This is a genomic window from Corallococcus silvisoli, from assembly GCF_009909145.1.
In the GTDB taxonomy this organism is placed as follows: domain Bacteria; phylum Myxococcota; class Myxococcia; order Myxococcales; family Myxococcaceae; genus Corallococcus; species Corallococcus silvisoli.
In genome coordinates, this window is sequence record NZ_JAAAPJ010000001.1 from 906,716 (window position 1) to 926,135 (window position 19,420).

The 19,420-nt window shown below is 71.1% G+C and carries 15 protein-coding genes; 7 read left to right on the plus strand and 8 right to left on the minus strand.

Annotation, left to right across the window (positions count from 1 at the left end):
* Positions 1–24: 24 nt before the first annotated feature.
* The 3 genes from GTY96_RS03670 to GTY96_RS03680 are packed head-to-tail and all read right to left on the minus strand — an operon-like array spanning position 25 to position 3,040.
* Positions 25–720, minus strand: a complete 696-nt coding sequence (locus GTY96_RS03670; protein WP_161663837.1) for a histidine phosphatase family protein — start codon at positions 718–720, stop codon at positions 25–27.
* Complete coding sequence (locus tag GTY96_RS03675; RefSeq protein WP_161663838.1) at positions 720–1,799, minus strand: phosphotransferase family protein; 1,080 nt, start codon at positions 1,797–1,799, stop codon at positions 720–722. Before GTY96_RS03675 ends, GTY96_RS03670 begins: the two co-directional genes overlap by 1 nt.
* 2 nt (positions 1,800–1,801) lie before the next feature.
* Positions 1,802–3,040, minus strand: coding sequence for an acyl-CoA dehydrogenase family protein (locus GTY96_RS03680; protein ID WP_161663839.1), 1,239 nt, complete (start codon positions 3,038–3,040; stop codon positions 1,802–1,804).
* A gap of 60 nt (positions 3,041–3,100) precedes the next feature.
* Between GTY96_RS03680 and GTY96_RS03685 the strand changes: the two genes are divergently transcribed.
* A complete protein-coding gene (locus tag GTY96_RS03685; RefSeq protein WP_161663840.1) occupies positions 3,101–4,048 on the plus strand; it encodes a LysR family transcriptional regulator in 948 nt (315 codons plus the stop codon).
* Positions 4,049–4,072: 24 nt separating this feature from the next.
* Here the strand turns inward: GTY96_RS03685 and GTY96_RS03690 are convergent, their stop codons facing one another.
* Positions 4,073–4,789 carry a TetR/AcrR family transcriptional regulator gene (locus GTY96_RS03690; protein ID WP_161663841.1) on the minus strand — a complete coding sequence of 239 codons (717 nt, stop codon included), beginning with the start codon at positions 4,787–4,789 and terminating at the stop codon, positions 4,073–4,075.
* Positions 4,790–4,922: 133 nt separating this feature from the next.
* Here GTY96_RS03690 and GTY96_RS03695 point away from each other — a divergent pair, with 133 nt between their 5' ends.
* The 4 genes from GTY96_RS03695 to GTY96_RS03710 all read left to right on the plus strand — a co-directional run bounded on the left by GTY96_RS03695 (position 4,923) and on the right by GTY96_RS03710 (position 11,616).
* On the plus strand, positions 4,923–5,570 hold the full coding sequence (locus tag GTY96_RS03695; RefSeq protein WP_161663842.1) for a hypothetical protein: 648 nt from the start codon (positions 4,923–4,925) through the stop codon (positions 5,568–5,570).
* Positions 5,571–5,595: 25 nt separating this feature from the next.
* On the plus strand, positions 5,596–6,717 hold the full coding sequence (locus GTY96_RS03700; protein WP_143898548.1) for an efflux RND transporter periplasmic adaptor subunit: 1,122 nt from the start codon (positions 5,596–5,598) through the stop codon (positions 6,715–6,717).
* A complete protein-coding gene (locus GTY96_RS03705) occupies positions 6,714–10,409 on the plus strand; it encodes an efflux RND transporter permease subunit (protein WP_161663843.1) in 3,696 nt (1,231 codons plus the stop codon). The genes GTY96_RS03700 and GTY96_RS03705 overlap by 4 nt, the downstream gene beginning before the upstream one ends.
* A 67-nt stretch (positions 10,410–10,476) precedes the next feature.
* Positions 10,477–11,616, plus strand: a complete 1,140-nt coding sequence (locus GTY96_RS03710; protein ID WP_161663844.1) for an aminotransferase class V-fold PLP-dependent enzyme — start codon at positions 10,477–10,479, stop codon at positions 11,614–11,616.
* A gap of 30 nt (positions 11,617–11,646) precedes the next feature.
* Here the strand turns inward: GTY96_RS03710 and cysK are convergent, their stop codons facing one another.
* Both cysK and epsC read right to left on the minus strand, forming a co-directional pair.
* Entirely contained in the window at positions 11,647–12,567 is a 921-nt protein-coding gene (cysK, locus tag GTY96_RS03715; RefSeq protein ID WP_161663845.1) for a cysteine synthase A, read from the minus strand.
* 42 nt (positions 12,568–12,609) lie between these two features.
* Positions 12,610–13,455: a serine O-acetyltransferase EpsC gene (gene epsC / locus GTY96_RS03720; protein ID WP_161663846.1), complete on the minus strand. Its 846-nt coding sequence runs from the start codon at positions 13,453–13,455 to the stop codon at positions 12,610–12,612.
* 264 nt (positions 13,456–13,719) lie between these two features.
* Between epsC and GTY96_RS03725 the strand changes: the two genes are divergently transcribed.
* Positions 13,720–15,363 carry an AMP-binding protein gene (locus GTY96_RS03725; RefSeq protein ID WP_143898559.1) on the plus strand — a complete coding sequence of 548 codons (1,644 nt, stop codon included), beginning with the start codon at positions 13,720–13,722 and terminating at the stop codon, positions 15,361–15,363.
* Here GTY96_RS03725 and GTY96_RS03730 read toward each other — a convergent pair.
* The gene (locus GTY96_RS03730) at positions 15,350–15,829 is read right to left on the minus strand and encodes a TfoX/Sxy family protein (RefSeq protein WP_161663847.1); all 480 of its coding nucleotides are present in this window, start codon (positions 15,827–15,829) and stop codon (positions 15,350–15,352) included. The two genes, GTY96_RS03725 and GTY96_RS03730, sit on opposite strands and share 14 nt — an antisense overlap.
* A 9-nt stretch (positions 15,830–15,838) precedes the next feature.
* Positions 15,839–17,839 carry a PAS domain-containing sensor histidine kinase gene (locus GTY96_RS03735; RefSeq protein ID WP_161663848.1) on the minus strand — a complete coding sequence of 667 codons (2,001 nt, stop codon included), beginning with the start codon at positions 17,837–17,839 and terminating at the stop codon, positions 15,839–15,841.
* A gap of 191 nt (positions 17,840–18,030) precedes the next feature.
* On the opposite strand from GTY96_RS03735, the gene GTY96_RS03740 reads away from it, so the two are divergent.
* Positions 18,031–19,404, plus strand: coding sequence for an MFS transporter (locus GTY96_RS03740; protein WP_161663849.1), 1,374 nt, complete (start codon positions 18,031–18,033; stop codon positions 19,402–19,404).
* The last annotated feature ends 16 nt before the right edge of the window (positions 19,405–19,420 follow it).

A 19,420-nucleotide genomic window follows, 5' to 3' on the forward strand; every position in this document is an offset into this window, starting at 1 on the left:
CCCACGCTACGCGAGCCCCGCCGGTCAGCGGTAGGTGATGAGCGAGCGGTGCGCCCCTTCGAAGTGGCCGTGCTCGTTGAGCGTGGACAGATACCTGCCCCGCTCGCTGTAGAGCACCTTGGTGATTCCACAGTTGGCCAGCGTCCAGTTCATCCGGAAGGCGTGCGCGTCCGGGATGCCCAGCAGCTCCTGGGCGATGGCGGTGATGGGCCCACCGGAAGTGAACACCAGCGCCGTCCTCGAGGGCCCCAGCGACGCGACCAGCGCGGCCAGTGCGTCCAGGCAGCGCGCCTTGAAGGCGGACCAGGACTCCCGGTACTCGCCGTCGTGGCCGCCCGCCACCCAGCGTGCGACGGCCTGGGTGAACAGCTCCTGGAAGGCGCGGCGCGGATCCTTCATGGCCGCCAGCTCCTCCCGCATCACGTCGGGGTCCGCGAAGCGCGGCGTGTGGCGCTCCACGACCTCCACGTGGTCGAACTCGTTGAAGCCCGCCACCTGCCGCCGGGTCTCCACCGGGTGGCCCAGCGCCTGGAGGCACGCGTCCGCCGTCTCGCGGTGGCGCAGCATCGTGCCCGTCACCACGACGTCCACCGTGGGCAGGCGGGAGCGCAGCGCCTCTCCCAGGACGCGCGCCTGCTCCACGCCCACGTCGGAGAGCTTGTCGTAGTCCGCCGCGCCGAAGGACGCCTGTCCGTGGCGCACGAGGTACAGGGCGCCCATCAGCCCCCCGCCTTCTTGATGAGCCGCCGGCAGCGGTAGGCGAGGTAGTTGACGATGAGCCAGTAGTTCTTGAACGCGGGGTTGCGCGTCTGCTTGTGGTGGTAGCGGTAGTAGATCTGCTGCGCGATGACCGCGAGGCGGAAGACGCCGTAGACCTCGTAGAAGGTCCAGTTGGCGGGCTTCAGTCCGGTCTTCTCCAGGTAGTACGCCACCACCTCGTCTCGCCGGAGCATGCCGGGCAGGTCCGTGGGCTGCCGGCGCGTCATGCGCAGGAACACGTCGTCATCCGCCTGGACCCAGTAGGCCAGCGTGTTGCCCAGGTCCATCAGCGGATCGCCCAGCGTGGCCATCTCCCAGTCCAGCACCCCGATGACCCGCGTGGGGTCCTCCGGGTGGAGCACCACGTTGTCGAAGCGCCAGTCGTTGTGGATGACGCAGGTGCGCAGGTCCGGGGGCACGTGCGCGGCCAGCCACTCGCGCGTGCGCTTCATCTTGGGCACGTTCCAGGTGCGCGCCTTCTCGTAGCGGTCGGACCAGCCGGAGATCTGCCGCTGCGGATAGCCCGGCCCCTTGCCCAGCGACTGGAGCCCCACCGCCTGCGCGTCCACGCCGTGCAGCGCGATGAGCTGGTCCACGACGTTGAGGCACAGCTGACGCGTCTGTGTCTTGTCCAGGTTCACCCCTCGCGGCAGGTGCTTGCGCGGGATGAGGCCGGGGATGCGCTCCATCACGTAGAACTCCGCGCCCAGCACCGCGGGGTCCTGGCACAGCCCCACCATCGTGGGCACCACCGGGTACACGGGCTTGAGCGCCCGCTGCACCGTGTACTCGCGCGACATGTCGTGCGCGGACTTCGCCTTGGTGCCCGCGGGCGGCCTGCGCAGGATGAGGTCGCGGTTCTCGTACTTGAGCCGGTACGTCCAGTTGGACGCGCCGCCCGTGTACTGCGTCACCTCCGGCGTGCCCGCGAGCGAAGGCTCCTGGGCCTTGAGCCACGCGTCCACGGCGGCCACGTCCAGCGCCTCGCCGGAGCGCACGGCCTTGCCCTCGTCCAGCGGGATGGAGACCGGGGTCGTCATGGTCAGCCTCCCTTGCTGAAGCCGCGCTTCGCGAGCTCGATGCGGGTGATGACGCCCTTGTGCACCTCATCCGGGCCGTCCGCGATGCGCAGGCTGCGCGCCTGGGCGAAGAAGCCCGCGAGCGGCGTGTCGCGCGACACCCCCGCGCCGCCGTGGACCTGGATGGCGTCGTCCACCACCTGCTGGAGCACGTTGGGGGCCACGACCTTGATGGCGGAGATCTCCGTCATCGCTCCCAGCGCCCCCACCTCGTCCAGCTTCCAGGCCGCGTACAGCGTGAGCAGGCGGGCCTGGTCGATGGCGATGCGCGCCTCCGCCACGCGCTCGCGGTTGCCGCCCAGGTTGAGCAGCGGCTTGCCGAACGCCGTGCGCGCCATGCCCCGGTCGATCATCAGCTCCAGCGCCCGCTCCGCCGCGCCGATGCAGCGCATGCAGTGGTGGATGCGGCCCGGCCCCAGGCGGCCCTGGGCGATTTCAAAGCCCATGCCCGGCCCGGAGATGATGGCGGACTTCGGCAGGCGCACGTCGTGGAAGTGCACCTCGCCGTGGCCGTGCGGGGCGTCATGGTCGCCGTACACCGGCAGCATGCGGATGATCTCCACGCCCGGCGCGTCCAGCGGCACCAGCACCATGGAGTGGCGGTGGTGGCGGTCCGCGCCCGCCTGGGCGGTGAGCCCCATGAAGATGGCCACCTTCGCTTTCGGGTGGCCCAGGCCGCTGGACCACCACTTCTTGCCGTTGAGCACCACGTGGTCGCCGTCCACGTCGGCGGTGGCCTGCATGTTGGTGGCGTCCGACGACGCCGCGTCCGGCTCCGTCATGCAGAACACGGAGCGGATGTCGCCCGCGAGCAGCGGCTTCAGCCACTGCTCCTGCTGCTCCGGCGAGCCGTAGCGCCAGAGCACCTCCATGTTGCCGGTGTCCGGGGCGCTGCAGTTGAAGACCTCTGGCGCCATGAAGCTGCGGCCCATGGCCTCCGCGAGCGGCGCGTACTCCAGCGTGCTCAGCCCCGCGCCCAGCTTCGCGTCCGGGAGGAACAGGTTCCACAGGCCCTCGGCCTTCGCGTGGGCCTTGAGCTGCGCCATCACGGGCGGGACCTTCCACTGGCGCCAGTCACCGCCGGCCTCCATGCCGTGCAGCGCCTGGAGGTAGGCCCCCTCCGCCGGCTCGATGTGGTCAGCCATGAAGCGCTTCACGCGCTCCAGGTATTCGGTCGTCCTGGCGGAGGGCTGGAAGTCCATGCGCGGCATCCTGCGCCCCGGCGGGTTGATGAAGCCACTGAATGTTGGTCATGTGTTCTCATGAAGCCTGTTCAGGATTCGTCCGTCCGCCCGGCGCTGGACCTCAACCTCTTCCGGGTGTTCGACGTGGTGCTGCGCGAGCGCAACCTGGCCCGGGCCGCGGAGGCGCTGTTCCTCAGCCCCTCCGCCGTGAGCCACGCCCTGTCCCGCCTCCGCGAGCAGCTGGGCGAACCGCTCTTCATCCGGGAGGGGAGGGGCGTGGCCCCCACGGCGCTGGCCGAGCGGCTGGCCCCGGGCATCCGCGACGCGCTCGCGCTCCTCCAGCAGGCGGTGCACCGCACCCGGCACTTCGAGCCCGCGCGCGACGTGCTCCACGTGGCCCTGGCGATGCCCGACGTGCTGGAGCCGTCGCTGCTGCCCGCGTGGGTGGAGCGCCTGCGCGTCCGCGCCCCGGAGGCCCGCGTCACCAGCGTCCGGCTGGAGCGCACGCGGCTGGAGCGGGACCTGGCGTCGGGGAGGCTGGACCTGGCGGTGGACGTGGCGCAGCCCACCGGACCGGACCTGCGGCACGCGGTGCTCCTGCGCGACGAGCTGTGCGTGGTGTCGTCCCGGCGCCGCGCGTTGTCCTCCGCCGCGTACCTGTCCGCGCGCCACGTCGCCGTGTCGTCCCGGCGCACGGGCCTCGCGTTCGAGGACCTGGTGCTGGGCCGGCTGGGGCACCAGCGCGACGTGGCCGTGCGCTGCCAGCACCACGAGGCCGCGTGCCGCATCGTCACGGGCTCCGACCTGCTGCTCACGATGCCCCGGCGGCACGCGGAGGCGCTCAACGCGGGGCTGGGCAACCACCTGCTGCCCGTGCCGCTGTCGCTGCCGCCCGTGGACCTGCACCTGTACTGGCACCGTCAGGTGGAGGAGGACCCGAAGAGCCGCTGGCTGCGCACGGCGCTGCTGGCGCTGGCGTCGGAGGTGATGAGGCCCGCGCGGAGGCCGAAGCGCCGGACGCGATGACGCCGCGCCGGCCCGTCCCCTGGCTCAGCGCCTGCGCGCGCCCGGCGTCGGGCGCTTGCGCGGCGTGCGCACCCCTCTGCGCCCCTGTGCCTTCGGCTTGCGCGCGGGAGGGCGGGAAGGGGCGGGCTGTTCGATGCTCGCGAGCATGATGCGGCGCAGGAGCGCGTAGACCGGCAGCGGGTCGAAGTCCTTGTCCAGCTGGTGGTGCAGCGCGAGCCCGTCCACGCACGCCTTGATGATGACGGCGTAGTGCAGGTCCTCGGCGCTGGGGGCGGTGTCTCGGCCGGAGCGCACGTGCGCCACGGTGCGGGCGATCTCACTGTCCCCCTGGCCCAGCAGCTGGGAGACCGCGGGCGTCAGCTCCCGGTTGCGCAGCCCCAGGGCGAACAGCTCGTAGCGCAGCCGGCACGTCCCCGGCGCGTCCGTGGCCAGCTTCTCGCCCCAGGAGAAGGCCGTCTCCGCCAGCTCCTCCACCGGCGTCTGCGCGCGCAGCCGCTCCAGCTCCGACATGTACTGCCGGCTGGCCTCCTGGGTGACGGCCAGGAGCAGCGCGTCCTTGCTGCCGAAGTAGTAGTGCACCAGGCCCTGGTTCACCCCCGCCTCACGCGCGACCTCCTTCACCGTCGCGGCGTCGTAGCCCCGCTCCCCCAACACCCGCTGGCCCGCGGCGATGAGGCGCGCCCGGGCGTCAGGCTCCGGAGCGGACGGGGGGGCGGTCTTTCCTCGACGCGGAGAAGGCATCCCTGACCCATAGGGCACGGCCTCCCACCCCGCAAGGGCGGACGTCCTGCCCTCGGCTTGACATCTCGCGTCGCCGGTCTTAGTTAGTCGTGTAGCTAAATTAGTCGAGTGACTAAATTGAAGGGGGAAGTCCATGCGAGTCGAAGCCAGTCGGTCGATGCGGTGGGTGAAGCCTGTGGCGGTGGTCGCGGCGTTGGCGGCGGTGCCGGCGGTGGCCCAGGACGTGGGTGTTTCGTCCACGGGGCAGGAGCAGCAGCGGCGCGGGGCGTTCCTCTTGGAGCTGCAGCCGCCCGCGCTGGACGGCTCGCTGTACGGGGTGCGGGCGGAGGTGGCGCCGTCGCGGGACTCGCGGCTGGCGTTCGGCCTGATGGGGCGCGCGGGTGGATGGAACCGGTCGCTGGGGGCGAAGGCGCGCTTCAGCGGCGTGGGCGCTGGCGACGTGAAGCTCAACTTCGGCGTGGGCATGGACAGCCGCTACACGCTGGCCTTCCTGGCGGACGGCACGGTGCGGCCGTTCGTGGGGATGTCGGTGGGCCTGGAGGAGTTCGTCGCGCGGCCCACCGCCGGGGTGCCGGACCGCAAGGACTACACGACGACGGCCTTCCTGGAGCCGACGCTGGGCGTGATGTGGCGGCCGGGCGCCGGGCGCGTGGGCCTGTCGGCGCGCGCGGGCCCGGGCTTCACCTTCACCGACGTGCGGGAGCTCCAGGTGGGCTCGAGCACGCTGGGCCTGCGCACGGTGTACCCCACGGCCTCGCTGGGCCTGCTCGTCGTCCTGTAGTCGTTCCCCTCTCCTGGAGTCCCCCATGCTGAAGCAATCCCTGCTCGGTGGAGCGCTGGCGTTCACCACCCTGGCGTGCGGTGAGCGCGCGCTTCCACCGCAGGAGCCCACCGCGGTGAAGGTCGCCGTCGTGGGCCGGGCGGAGGCGGGCTCCGGAGCGCGCTACTCGGCGGAGATCCAACCCGCGACGCGCGTGGACCTGGCCTTCAAGGTCGGGGGCTACGTGGAGTCCATCGCGAAGGTGCGCGGGGTGGACGGCGCGCCCCGGCTGCTCCAGGAGGGCGACGCCGTGCGCGAGGGCATGGAGCTGGTGTCGCTGCGCAAGGGGGACTTCCAGCAGAAGCTCGCGGAGGCGCAGGCGGCCCTCTCCCAGGCCCGCGCCTCCGAGGAGCAGGCGCAGCTCCACTTCGACCGCACGACGAAGCTGGTCGCGGGAGAGGTGGCCACGCCCGCGCAGCTCGACACGGCCCGCACGCAGCGCGACAGCGCGGCGGGCGCGGTGGCCGCGGCGAGGGCCCGGGTGGAGGAGGCCCGCTCGGCGCTGGCGGACACGGCGCTGCGCTCGCCGCTGGAGGGCGTGGTGCTCAAGCGCCCCGTGGAGGTGGGCGCCCTGGCCGCGCCGGGCACCTTCGCGCTCTCCGTGGCGCAGACGCGCACCGTGCGCGTGGTGTTCGGCGTGCCGGACACGGTGCTGCCCGCCATCCGCCTGGGCGCGCCGCAGACGGTGACGACGCAGGCGTACGCGGGCCAGTCCTTCGAGGGGCGCATCTCCCGCATCGCGCCGTCGGCGGACCCCAAGAGCCGCGTGTTCGAGGTGGAGGTGTCCATCCCCAACGCGGATCAACGCCTGCGCCCGGGCATGGTGGCCGCGCTGTCCCTGAGCGCGAAGGGCGAAGCGGTGGCGCAGGAGCTGCTGGTGCCCCTGGCCGCCATCGTCCGCTCGCCGAAGCAGCAGGACGCCTTCGCCGTCTTCGTCATCGCGGACGGGCAGGGCGCGAGGCCCGTGGCCCGGGCGCGCGAGGTCCAGCTGGGGGACTACCTGGGCAACATCATCCCCGTGAAGGCGGGCCTCCAGGCAGGGGAGCGCATCGCCGTGCAGGGCGCGAGCCTCCTGTCCGACGGTGAGCCCGTGGAGGTGATTCCGTGAGCGCCCCCGGGGAAGGCCCGGCGCACGCCTCCCATGCGGCGAAGGAGCGCGCCCGGGACGAAGCGCTGGTGAACGGCAAGCACAACACCGCGCGCTACTTCACGGAGACGCGCCACGTGGCGTGGGTGGCGCTCGTCTTCACGCTGGTGTGGGGCGTCTACGGCTACCTCCAGATGCCCAAGGCGAAGGACCCGGCCATCGCGGTGCGCGTGGCGGTGGCCACCTGCCTGTGGCCGGGCGCGGAGGCGGAGAAGATCGAGCAGTTGGTCACCCGCCGCATCGAGCAGAAGCTGGCGGAGAACGCCTCCGTCGAGAAGGTGGAGTCCATCAGCCGCACCAGCCTGTCCGTCGTCTACGTCACGCTGAAGGAGGACGTGGCGGACCGGGCCCGGGAGTTCGACGACATCCAGGGCCGGCTCAACACGCTTCGCGACCTGCCCTCGGGCGCGGGCCCCATCCAGTTCCTCAAGGACTTCGGTGACACGTCCACGCTGCTGCTCACCGTGTCCAGCCCCAAGGCCAGCCCCGTGGAGCTGGACCTGCGCGCCCGGGCCCTCTCGCACGCCATCACCGAGGTGCGGGGCGCCGCCGCCGCGCCCGGGCCCCGCGCGACCCTGGTGGTCAACTTCCCGCCGTCCATCAACGCGGCCTCCATGCAGCGGCTGGGGGAGGACGCCCGGCGCTTCCTGGAGGCGCTGCCCGGCAACAGCGACGCGTACCTGCTCCAGAGCCCCGGCTTCATCGGCGTGGACGTGGCGACGCCCCTGACGGACGCCGCGCTGCTGGAGCACCTGCGCGGCTTCGTGCACGGACACCTGAGCGTGTCCGAGCTGCACCCGGACGTCTGGCGCCCCCTGGTGGTGCGCGACCCGAAGGACGCTCGGGCCCGGCTGGAGGAGGGCGCGGGGGACCGCTACAGCTACCGCGAGCTGGACGACTTCACGGACGCGCTCCAGCGCAGGCTCCAGCGGCTCCCCCTCGTGTCCAAGGTGACGCGCACGGGCGTGCTGCCGGAGAAGGTGTTCCTGGAGTACTCGCAGGAGCGGCTGGCGTCGTACGGCCTCCAGCAGTCCAACCTCTCCAGCCTGCTCGCCGGACGCAACATCACCGCGCCGGGAGGCATCGTGGAGGTGGATGGCCGGAGCGTGACCATCGACCCGTCGGGCGAGTTCAGCAGCGAGCGGCAGGTGGGCGACGTGGTGGTGACGACGAGCGGCGGCGGCGCGCCCGTGTACCTGCGCGACCTGGTGGACGTGCGGCGCGACTACCAGAGCCCCGCGCGCTTCCTGCATTACCTCAACGCCCGCGACGCGCAGGGCCACTTCACGCGCACGCGCGCCATCACCCTGGCCGTCAACATGCGCCCGGGCGAGCAGATTGGCGACTTCGGGGCCGCGGTGGACGCGGAGCTTTCGCAGGTGAAGAAGCTGCTGCCGGAGGACCTGGTCATCCGCCGCACCTCCGACCAGCCGCTCCAGGTGCGGGAGAACGTCCACCTCTTCATGTCGTCGCTGTACGAGGCCATCTTCCTGGTGGTGCTGGTGGCGCTGGTGGGCTTCTGGGAGTGGCGCACGGCGCTGCTGCTGGCCCTGTCCATCCCCATCACCCTGGCGATGACGTTCGGGCTGATGCACCTGTTCGGCGTGGACATCCAGCAGATCTCCATCGCGTCGCTCATCATCGCGCTGGGGCTGCTGGTGGATGATCCGGTGGTGGCGAGCGACGCCATCAAGCACTCGCTCTCCCAGGGGTGGAAGCCGCGCGTCGCCGCGTGGCTGGGGCCCACGAAGCTGGCCACCGCCATCCTGTTCGCGACCCTCACCAACATCGCGGCCTATCTGCCGTTCCTCACGCTGCCGGGGGACACGGGGAAGTTCATCCACTCGCTGCCCATCGTGCTCACGCTGTCGCTCGTCGCGTCGCGCATCGTATCGATGACGTTCGTGCCGCTCTTGGGCTCCACGCTCCTGCGGGCGCCGAAGACGCCGGAGCCGTCGTCGCGGGAGCGGCGCTCGAAGGGCTTCGCGCGCCGGTATGCCCAGGTCGTGGGCTGGGCCATCGACCACCGCTTCGTGGTGGTGGGCATCGCGGGCCTGCTGCTCGTGCTGGGGGGACTGGCCGGGACGCGGGTGAAGTCCGCCTTCTTCCCCAAGGACCTGTCGTACCTGTCCTACGTGGACGTGTGGTTGCCGGAGGACGCCACGCTGTCCTCGACGCGCGACGCCTCCGCCCAGGCGGTGACGGTGGTGCGGGAGGTGGCGGAGCAGTACGGCCGCGAGCACCCGGGACCGGACGGCGAGCCGCGCGAGGTGCTGGCGTCGGTGACGGAGTTCGTCGGCGGAGGCGGGCCGCGCTTCTGGTTCTCCGTGGCGCCGGAGCAGCAGCAGCTCAACTACGCGCAGCTCCTGCTCCAGGTGGAGGACAAGGAGGACACGCGCGCGCTGGTGCCGCTCCTCCAGGAGCAGCTCTCCCGCAGGATCGCCGGCGCGCGGCTGGACGTGCGCGAGCTGGAGACGGGCAAGCCCGTGGGCATCCCCGTGTCGGTGCGCATCTCCGGAGAGGACATCGGGCAGCTGCGCGCGCTGGCGGAGGAGGCCAAGGCGCTGTTCCGGAGCACGCCCGGCACCGCGCGCACCCGCGACGACTGGGGCAGCGACACCTTCGCGGTGAAGCTGGAGGTGGACCCGGACCGCGCCAACCTCGCGGGGGTCACCAACCTGGACGTGGCCACGTCCTCCGCGGTGGCGATGAACGGCATGACCGTGGGCCAGCTGCGCGAAGGCAACCATCAAATCGACATCGTGGCCCGCCTGCGCGCGGACGAGCGGGCGGGGCTGGGGGACATCGAGAACCTGTATGTCAGCTCGCGCACCGGGCCGCAGAAGGTGCCGCTCCGGCAGGTGTCGCACGTGGCGTACTCGCTCCAGACGGAGAAGATCCGCCGGCGCAACCAGTTCCGCACCATCACCGTGGCCACGTTCCCGCAGGCGGGCGTGCTGCCGTCGGAGGTGATGAAGCTGGCGAAGCCGAAGCTGGATGCCCTGCGCTCGCGCCTGCCCGTGGGCTACACGCTGGAGGTGGGCGGCGAGGCGGAGGAGCAGGTGAAGAGCTTCCGCAGCATGGCGATGGTGATGGGGATGCTGCTCGTCGCCATCTACGTGGCGCTGGCGGTGCAGTTCAAGAACGCCATCAAGCCGCTGGTGGTGTTCGCCGCGCTCCCGTTCGGCGCGGTGGCGGCGGTGGTGTCCCTGGACGTGATGGGCGCGCCGCTCAGCTTCATGGCCTTCCTGGGCATCATCAGCCTGATGGGCGTCATCGTCAGTCACATCATCGTGCTCTTCGACTACATCGAGGAGGCGCACGAGCGCGGCGAGCCCCTCCGGGAGGCGCTGCTGGACGCGGGGCTGATGCGCCTGCGGCCCGTGCTGGTGACGGTGGCGGCGACGGTGCTCGGGTTGATCCCGCTCGCCCTGCATGGCGGCCCGCTGTGGCAGCCGCTCTGCTACGCGCAGGTGGGGGGCCTCACGGTGGCCACGGTGCTCACGCTCCTGCTGGTGCCGGTGCTCTACACGCTGTTCGTCCGGGACCTGAAGTGGATCCGCTGGGACGCGCCCGCGCCACACGACGCCGCTCCGGAGGTGACTCCGCCGCTGGCGCTTCCCCCGCGCGAGGAGCAGGCGGGGGTGGGGTGACAGGTAGCGCACGTCCCGCGTCACGGGCCGTCCCTGACGCGGGGCGGGTGGATACACTCGGGGCCCCATGAGCTTCTCGTTCGAGCCCTACCGCGCCGAGTTCCCCGTCCTGAAGGAGCAGCTCTACCTCAACCACGCCGGGGTCGCGCCCACGAGCCTGCGCGCCGCCACGGCCGTGAAGGCGTGGATGGACGACCTGGTGAACCACGGCGTCCTGAACGAGCGGAGCTGGGAGGCGCACAGCGAGAAGGTGCGGGGGCTGGCCGCGCGCATCATCGGGGCCTCGCCGGACGAGGTGGCCTTCGTGCGCAACACCAGCCACGGCCTGGGCCTGGTCGCGGAGGGGTTGGACTGGCGGCCCGGGGATGAGGTCGCCGTCGCGACGAGCCTCGAATATCCCTCCAACGTCTACCCGTGGCTGCACCTCCAGGCCCGGGGCGTGGAGGTGCGTGAGATTCCCGCGCCGAACGGGGGCGTGACGCCGGAGGCGGTGGCGTCGGTGCTCACCCCTCGCACGCGGCTGGTGGCGGTGTCGTCCGTGCAGTTCGCCACCGGCCACCGCACGGACCTGGACGCGCTGGGGGCGCTGTGCGAGTGCTCGGGCGTGCTCCTGTGCGTGGACGGCATCCAGAGCGTGGGCTGCATCCCGGTGGATGTGAAGAAGAGCCGCGTCCACTTCCTCAGCGCGGACAGCCACAAGTGGATGCTGGGCATCTCCGGCATTGGCTTCTTGTACGTGGCCAGGGACGTGCTGCCGCGCGTGCGTCCCGCGCTGGTCGGCTGGCGCAGCACCACCGATGCGTGGAACTTCAACCGCTCCCACTTCGAGCTGCGCCCGGACGCGGCGAAGTTCGAGGAGGGCAGCGCCGCGTACCCCGGCATCTACGCCATGGGCGCCGCGCTGGAGCTGCTGCTGGAGGTGGGGCCCGAGGCCATTGGCGGGAGGATTGGCGAGCTGCTGGCCCGCCTGGACATGGGCCTGCGCGGGCTGGGCTGCGAGGTAGGGCCGGAGCCCCGGGACCGCGCGGGCATCCTCACCTTCCTGCCGCCCGGGGCGAACGTCCGGGCCCTCAGCGCCTTCCTGTCGGAGAAGAAGGTGTCCCACTCCGTGCGGCGCGGGCGCATCCGCCTGTCTCCGCACTTCTACAACACGGACGCGGAGATGGACCGGCTGGTGGAACTGGTGCGCGAGTACCGGCCCGGGTGAGGTGCTCCACCCGGACCGGGGGGCGCACGGCTACTGCGCGGGGAAGAGGTTCTCCACGGAGAGGTAGCGCTCGCCGGTGTCGTAGCAGAAGGTGAGCACGCGGCTGCCGTCCGGCATCTCCGCCAGCTTCTGGTTCACCGCGGACAGCGCGGCGCCGGAGGACACGCCCACGAAGATGCCCTCCTCGCGCGCGGCGCGGCGGGAGAACTCGAAGGCGTCCTTCTCATCCACCTGGATGGTGCCATCGAGGATGTCGGTGTGGAGGTTCTTCGGGATGAAGCCCGCGCCGATGCCCTGGATGGGGTGCGGGCCCGGCTGGCCGCCGCTGATGACGGGTGACTTCACCGGCTCCACCGCGAACACCTTCAGCTTGGGCCACTTCGCCTTGAGGATCTCCCCGCACGCGGTGATGTGGCCGCCGGTGCCCACGCCCGTGATGAGGTAGTCCAGCCCGTCCGGGAAGTCGTTGAGGATCTCCTGCGCGGTGGTGCGCTTGTGGACCTCGATGTTGGACTCGTTCTCGAACTGCTGCGGCATCCACGCGCCGGGCGTCTGGGAGACGAGCTCCGTGGCGCGGGCGATGGCGCCCTTCATGCCCAGCGCGCGCGGCGTCAGGTCGAAGGAGGCGCCGTAGGCGGCCAGCACGCGGCGGCGCTCGATGCTCATGGACTCCGGCATCACCAGGATGAGCTTGTAGCCCTTCACCGCGGCCACCATGGCCAGCCCGATGCCGGTGTTGCCGCTGGTGGGCTCGATGATGACGCTGCCCTCCTTGAGGAGGCCCCGCTTCTCCGCGTCCTCAATCATCGCCAGGCCGATGCGGTCCTTGATGCTGCCGCCCGGGTTGGCGCGCTCCAGCTTCATGTGCACCGACACGCGCGAGGGGTACAGCCGGTTGATGCGCACGTGCGGCGTGTTGCCAATGGTCTGCAGGATGTTGTCGACCTTCATGGCGTCTCCGGTGTGGGGAACGGGCACTGCGTGAGGGAAAACTCAAATCTGGTAGTCGAGGACGTCCAGGCCTTCGTCGCCCTGTCGCGCCCGCACCTCGCTGCGGCGGGTGACGACGGACTGGGCGGGCACGCTCTGCGTGAGCCACGCGTTGCCGGCGATGATGCTGCCCCGGCCCACCACCGTCCCGCCCCCGAGGATGGTGGCGTTGGCGTACACCACCACGTCGTCCTCGATGGTCGGGTGGCGCTTCTTGTCCGCCAGGGCCTTCTCCACCATCAGCGCGCCCAGGGTGACGCCCTGGTAGATCTTCACGTTGTCGCCAATCACCGTCGTCTCACCGATGACGACCCCCGTGCCGTGGTCGATGACGAACTTGCGGCCAATGGTGGCGCCCGGGTGGATGTCCACGCCGGTGCGCTGGTGGGCGTATTCGGTGAGCAGGCGCGGCAGCAGCGGGAAGTTCAGCCGGTGCAGCGCGTTCGCCACGCGGTAGATGGCGATGGCGTAGAAGCCCGGGTAGGTGAGCACCACCTCGTCCACGCTGCGCGCGGCGGGGTCCGCCTCGAAGATGGCGCGAGCGTCCTGCTGGAGCCAGTCGTAGAGGTCCGGCAGCTTCGCCATGAAGCGCCCGGACATGCCCGCGTCCGTGACGGGGTAGTGCGGCGCGAGCAGGGCCTGGATGCGCTGGAGGCTCGCCTCCACGGCGGTGACGTCCCGGCGCACCGCGGCGGCGTTGCACTCCAGCCGCTCCGCGAAGTGGGGGAAGAGCAGCCCCAGCACCTGCGCGACGAACTCCGGCGCCGCCTTGCGGACGTCCGGGGGGAAGCAGTGGCGCTGTCGCGCCTCCAGCAGGGTGGCAACCAGTCGGGCGTTCGGATCGTCCATGGGGCGTTGCGTCAGAATAGCGTGCCGGTGCGGCGTTTTCCTTGTTTCCCGTGCTGGAACGACAGCGGAGGGCCCGGTGGGGGTTCTTCTGGGCGCCCGGGGCATCGCGACGGGGTTCCGGACGTGGATGCGGTCGCCGGGAAAACGTCGCGGTCGCTCGGCGGGCTGGGGTGGGGCTGCGCTCTGGAGGCGGGCGGTCAGCCGGGGAACTCCCCGTCACGCTGGCGCTTGCCGGCGCGGGGCGGCCCTGGGGACGATGGGGGCATGACGACCGCCCTCTCCTACGCTCATGGCACCAGCGCCACCCCGCTGCTGGGGGAAACCATCGGTCAGAACCTGCGCCGCACCGTCGAGCGGTACGGCGAGCGCGAGGCCCTGGTGGTGGCCTCGCAGAACTACCGTGTCACGTGGCGCCAGTTCTGGGACGCGACGACGGAGGTGGCGAAGGGACTGCTGGCCCTGGGGGTCCAGAAGGGGGACCGCGTGGGCCTCTGGTCGCCCAACCGCTTCGAGTGGACGGTGGCGCAGTACGCGCTGGCGCGCACGGGCGCCATCCTCGTCAACCTGAACCCGGCCTATCGCACGTCGGAGCTGGAGTACGCGCTCAACCAGGCCGGCGTGAGCGTCCTGCTGCTGGCGAAGGGCTTCCGGCAGACGGACTACACGCGGATGCTGGAGGAGGTCCGGCCCCGCTGCGCGGGACTGCGCGAGGCGCTGGTGTTGGACACGGACTGGGACCGGCTGGTGCGGGCCGGAGCGAGCGTGGGGGACGACGTGCTGGAGGCGCGCGAGCAGTCGCTCCAGTTCGATGACCCCATCAACATCCAGTACACGTCCGGCACCACGGGCTTCCCCAAGGGCGCGACGCTGTCGCACCACAACGTGCTCAACAACGGCTTCTTCGTGGGGGAGGTGCTTCGCTACACGCCGGAGGACCGGGTGTGCATCCCGGTGCCCTTCTACCACTGCTTCGGCATGGTGATGGGCAACCTGGCCTGCACGTCCCATGGCTCGACGATGGTGATTCCGGGGGAGGCGTTCGAGCCGCTGGCGGTGCTCCAGACCGTGCAGGCCGAACGCTGCACGTCGCTCTATGGCGTGCCCACGATGTTCATCGCGGAGTTGGATCACCCGCGCTTTGGCGAGTTCGACCTGAAGTCGCTGCGCACCGGCATCATGGCGGGCTCGCCGTGTCCGGTGGAGGTGATGAAGCAGGTGCAGTCGCGCATGCACATGCGGGAGGTCACCATCTGCTATGGCATGACGGAGACGTCGCCCGTGTCCACGCAGAACCCCCTGGATGACACGCTGGAGAAGCGCGTGGCCACGGTGGGCCGCGTGCACCCGCACCTGGAGGTGAAGGTCGTGGATCCGGAGACCGGCGCGGTGGTGCCGCAGGGGCAGCCCGGGGAGCTGTGCACGCGGGGCTACAGCGTGATGCTCGGGTACTGGGACAACCCACAGGCCACCGCGGCGGCCATCGACCGGGCCGGGTGGATGCACACGGGCGACCTGGCGACGATGGACGCGGACGGCTACGTGAAGATCGTCGGCCGCATCAAGGACATGATCATCCGGGGCGGGGAGAACGTGTACCCGCGCGAGGTGGAGGAGTTCCTCCACACGCACCCGGAGGTCAGCGAGGCGCAGGTCATCGGCGTGCCCAGCGCGAAGTACGGCGAGGAGGTGATGGCGTGGGTGCGCCTGAAGTCCGGCGCCACGCTGTCCGCGGAGGTCCTGACGGCCTTCTGCTCCGGCCGCATCTCCACCTTCAAGATTCCCCGCCACTGGAAGTTCGTGGACAGCTTCCCGATGACGGTGACGGGCAAGGTGCAGAAGTTCCGCATGCGCGAGGTCTCCATCGCCGAGCTGGGGCTCGGCGAGGTGGCCGCCATCAAGACCGCCTGACGCGCGGCTGCTTCTTCGCCGCAGGCGCCTTCTTCGCGGCGGGCTGCTTCGTCGCCGCGGGTGGCTTCTTCGCGGCGGGCTGCTTCGTCGCGGCGGGCTGCTTCTTCGCCGCGGGTGCCTTCTTCGCGGCCTTCTTCATCGCGGCGCGCTGGGCGGCGTCCACGGCTCGGCGGGCCCAGGGCAGCAGCCTGCGGCCGTCGTCCTCCGCGTCCGTGGGGGGCGTCCAGTAGCCCAGTTGTTGGGCCTTGCCATGACTCTCGTAGACGAAGGGCCGGCATCCTTCGGCTTCGAAGGCGGGGCGGGTGACGTCATCCACCTTGAGGTAGAGCTGGCCCTGGATGATGAGCGCGAACATCCGGCCGCCGAAGTACAGGCCCCAGCCGCCGAACATGGCGCGCGCCTGCACCGGGCCGAGCGGCTCCATCAACTCCACCGTGTACTCCACGAAGCTGTCCATGCGGGGCATGCGGCCCTTCTAATCCAGTGGCAGCTCGAAGCTGAAGGTGGCACCGCGGCCGGGCTCGCTTTCGACCGCGATGGTCCCCCCGTGGCCCTGGATGATCTGCTTCGCGATGTAGAGGCCGAGCCCCAGCCCGCTGGCCTCGCTCGCGGACGTCGCCCGCTCGAACCGGACGAAGATGCGCTCGTGGTGCTCCGCGGAGATGCCCTGGCCTTCGTCCCGCAGGCTGACCCGGACGCGCCGCGCCCTGCGTTCGACCCTCGCGTGCACGGGCTTGCCGGGCGCGTACTTGATGGCGTTGATGATGAAGTTCGCCATCACCTGCTCGATGCGCGTGGCGTCGAGTGGGGCCACGATGCCACCTTCGATGTCCCGCTCCAGCGTGATTCCGGCCCCCTCCAATTGTGGGGCGAAGCGCTCCAGCACCTCCGGGACCAGCGCGGAGAGGTCCGTCCGCACGCGCGTCATGGACAGCTTCCCGGAGCTGATGCGGGACACGTCCAGCATGTCGTTGACCAGGCGCCCCAACCGCTCCACCTGGAGCAGGGTGCTGTCGAGCAGCTTCTTGATCCGCGCCGGGCTGAACGCCTCCGCGCCCTGGCTGTCGAAGAGCCGCTGGCTCAGCTGCATCTGCAACTTGAGCGTGGTCAGGGGGGTGTTGAGTTCGTGCGAGGCGACGCCCAGGAACGTGTCCCGCGACACGATGGCCGCGCGGAGGTTCTCCGCGAGCTGTTCGAACTCCTTCTGTTCGTTGACCTGATCGGTCACTTCGTAGATGACCACCAGGATGCCGTCGATGCGCCCGCACGGGTCGCGCTTCGCCTGGTAGGTGAAGTTGACGAACATCTCCCGCTCGGTTCCGTCGGCCTGGACAATGGAGGCGCGCTGCTTGGCGCCGTGGAAGCTCTTGCCCGTCTGGTACACGCTGTCGAGGAGCTCGTGATAGCCCTGGCCCTCCAGCTCCGGCAGCGCTTCGCGCACGGTCCGGTTCAGGAGGTCCTCCGCGGGACGGCCCCCGAACAGCATGGACATGAAGGGGGCGTTCGCGAAGGTGTAGACGTGGCGCGGACCGCTGAGGAGGGCGATGCCGAGTGGGGCCTGCATGAGGAAGCTCTGCAGCTCCTGTCGCGCGCGCCGGCCCTCTTCCTCGGCCCGCTTGCGCTCACTGATGTCGAGCGCCGTTCCGACGAACTGGAGGGCCTTGCCGTCCGCGTCGAAGGTCACCTGCCCGCGTGCCTCGACCCAGCAGGCGTGGGCGCCTGGCGCCGTCACCACCCGGTGCTCCATGAAGTAGCGGCCCTGGGGCCCTCCCGCGAGCGTGGCGTCGATGGCCCCGCGCAGGGCGTCGCGCTCATCGGGATGGACGCGCTCGAGCACCCGCCCGAGGTCGAATCCACCGGCCCGGGGGAGTCCGAAGATCAGGGCCATCCGCTCATCCACGTGCATCTGGCCGGAGTGGACCTCCAGCTCCCAGGTGCCTGCCCCGGAAGCCTCCACGACGCGGCGAAGGCGCTCCTCGCTCCGCTGGAGGGCCTGTCGGCTGAGGATTCGCGGGGTGGTTTCGGTGCAGACCACCAGCGTGCCGTGAATCGCGCCGGCATCGTCGAAGGCCGGCGAGTAGCCATAGGTCCAGTAGACGTCCTCGATGCGGCCGTTGCGGAAGATGGGGACGAGCTGGTCTTCGTTCCAGCTGGCCCTCCCCTCGCGCATCACGTCTTCGATCTGCGGTCCGATGATGGGCCAGATCTCCGGCCAGCACTCGCGGCCGGGCATCCCCAGCGCCTCGGGGTGCTTCCCCCGGCCGAAGCTGGGCACGTAGGCATCGTTGTAGAGCTGGATGAGCTGGGGCCCCCACCAAAGGAACATCGGGTGGCGCGAGTGGATCATCGTCCGCACCAGGGTCCGCAGCGAGACGGGCCAGCCCTCCACGGGCCCCAGCGGCGTGGCCGCCCAGTCCTTCGCGCGCATCCGGGCGGCCATCTCCCCCGCGCCGCTGAACAGCTCGTCCGCCTTCACGTGGTCCGGCCTCCAGCGCGCGCTTCGCGAGTCGTGTCTTAGGTGAAGCCCCGGTCCGGGGGAAGCGCCCGGGAATCACCTGCCCAGAGCCTGACTGCCTACCCGGAGCCAGGCGCGGGCCTCGGAGGCGAGGGGCGCGCGCGGCGACGAGGCGGTTTCCGTAGGGCCCTCCGGGGCGTATGGAAGAGACCATGGATGGAAGCGGTGGGACGGTGGACGCGGGCCGCAGGATGCCGCCCGGTGGGGCACGGCGAGTGGCCACGGGGGCGGTGTTGCTGGCCCTGGTGGTGAGCGCCTTCGAGGGCACGGTGGTGACGAGCGCCATGCCCACCATCACGCGGGAGCTGGGCGGGGACTCGCTCTACTCGTGGGTGTTCTCCGCGTTCCTCTTCGCGTCGACGGTGGGGGTGCTGGTGAGCGGCAAGCTGGCGGACCGCCTGGGCCGCAAGCCGGTGTTCTTCGCGGGGATGGGGTTGTTCCTGGTGGGCTCGGCGCTGTGTGGATTGGCGACGTCCGTTCCGGCGCTGGTGGGGTTCCGGGTCCTGCAGGGGCTGGGCGCGGGAGCGTTGCAGCCCACCACGCTGACCATCAGCGCGGACCTCTACACGCTGCGCGAGCGAGCGGCCATCCAGGGCATGTTCACCGGAGCGTGGGGCGCGGCGAACGCCCTGGGGCCGCTGATCGGCGGCTGGCTGGTGATGCACGCCTCGTGGCGGTGGGTGTTCCTGGTGAACCTGCCGGTGGGTGTGCTGTCCGCGCTGCTGTTGCACCTGTCGTACCGGGACCCGTCGCGGCACGGCGCGACGGCGCTGGATGCCTGGGGACCGGTGCTCGCGGGGAGCACGGTGGCGCTGCTGCTCTTCGCGCTGGAGCCGGGAGCGGCCCAGGCGCGCGGGGTGTGCGCGCTGGGGGCGGTGGGGATGGCGGCGCTGTTCGTGTGGCAGCAGCGCAGGACGGCGGCGCCGCTGTTGCCGGGAGCCCTGGTGATGGACCGGACGGTGGTCAGCGGCATCGCGGGAGGGCTGTTCGCGGGCGCGCTGCTGTACACGCTGTCCGCGTGGGTGCCGCTGTGGATGACGGAGCGGGGCGGCTATTCGCCCATCGGGGCGGGGCTGGCGCTGGTGCCGATGTTGCTGGGCTGGTCGGTGGGGTCGACGTTCGGGGTGAAGGTGCTGGTGCGGGGCGGCATGCGCGCGAGCGTGGGGCTGGGCTTCGCGCTGGCGGCGACGGGCGCGGGGCTGCTGTCGGTGGCGGCGCTGCGAGGGTGGGGCGTCCCAGCCACGTTCGCGGCGCTGGCGTTGGTGGGGATGGGCGTGGGCCCGGCGGCCAGCAGCTCGCTGTTGGGGCCGCAGTCGCGAGCCCCGTGGCAGTACCGGGGCATCGTGACGAGCACGCTCTATTCGATGCGGCTCCTGGGCGGTTCGCTGGCGGTGGCGGCGCTGTCGCTGGCGCGTGGGCACTTCGCCGTCCAGTTCGCCATCGCCGCGGGGCTCACGGCGCTGGCCGCGCTGGGCATGGCGCTGGGCGCGCCGGGGTTGGAAGGCAACATCACGCGCGAGGGGTGACGCTGCCTCCCGGGGG

Bases quoted from the DNA above. Each gene is read 5' to 3' on its own strand.
- GTY96_RS03670 (WP_161663837.1), bottom strand. From the start codon at position 720: ATGGGCGCCCTGTACCTCGTGCGCCACGGACAGGCGTCCTTCGGCGCG.
- GTY96_RS03675 (WP_161663838.1), bottom strand. From the start codon at position 1,799: ATGACGACCCCGGTCTCCATCCCGCTGGACGAGGGCAAGGCCGTGCGC.
- GTY96_RS03680 (WP_161663839.1), bottom strand. From the start codon at position 3,040: ATGGACTTCCAGCCCTCCGCCAGGACGACCGAATACCTGGAGCGCGTG.
- GTY96_RS03685 (WP_161663840.1), top strand. From the start codon at position 3,101: ATGAAGCCTGTTCAGGATTCGTCCGTCCGCCCGGCGCTGGACCTCAAC.
- GTY96_RS03690 (WP_161663841.1), bottom strand. From the start codon at position 4,789: ATGCCTTCTCCGCGTCGAGGAAAGACCGCCCCCCCGTCCGCTCCGGAG.
- GTY96_RS03695 (WP_161663842.1), top strand. From the start codon at position 4,923: ATGCGAGTCGAAGCCAGTCGGTCGATGCGGTGGGTGAAGCCTGTGGCG.
- GTY96_RS03700 (WP_143898548.1), top strand. From the start codon at position 5,596: ATGCTGAAGCAATCCCTGCTCGGTGGAGCGCTGGCGTTCACCACCCTG.
- GTY96_RS03710 (WP_161663844.1), top strand. From the start codon at position 10,477: ATGAGCTTCTCGTTCGAGCCCTACCGCGCCGAGTTCCCCGTCCTGAAG.
- cysK (WP_161663845.1), bottom strand. From the start codon at position 12,567: ATGAAGGTCGACAACATCCTGCAGACCATTGGCAACACGCCGCACGTG.
- epsC (WP_161663846.1), bottom strand. From the start codon at position 13,455: ATGGACGATCCGAACGCCCGACTGGTTGCCACCCTGCTGGAGGCGCGA.
- GTY96_RS03725 (WP_143898559.1), top strand. From the start codon at position 13,720: ATGACGACCGCCCTCTCCTACGCTCATGGCACCAGCGCCACCCCGCTG.
- GTY96_RS03730 (WP_161663847.1), bottom strand. From the start codon at position 15,829: ATGCCCCGCATGGACAGCTTCGTGGAGTACACGGTGGAGTTGATGGAG.
- GTY96_RS03740 (WP_161663849.1), top strand. From the start codon at position 18,031: ATGGATGGAAGCGGTGGGACGGTGGACGCGGGCCGCAGGATGCCGCCC.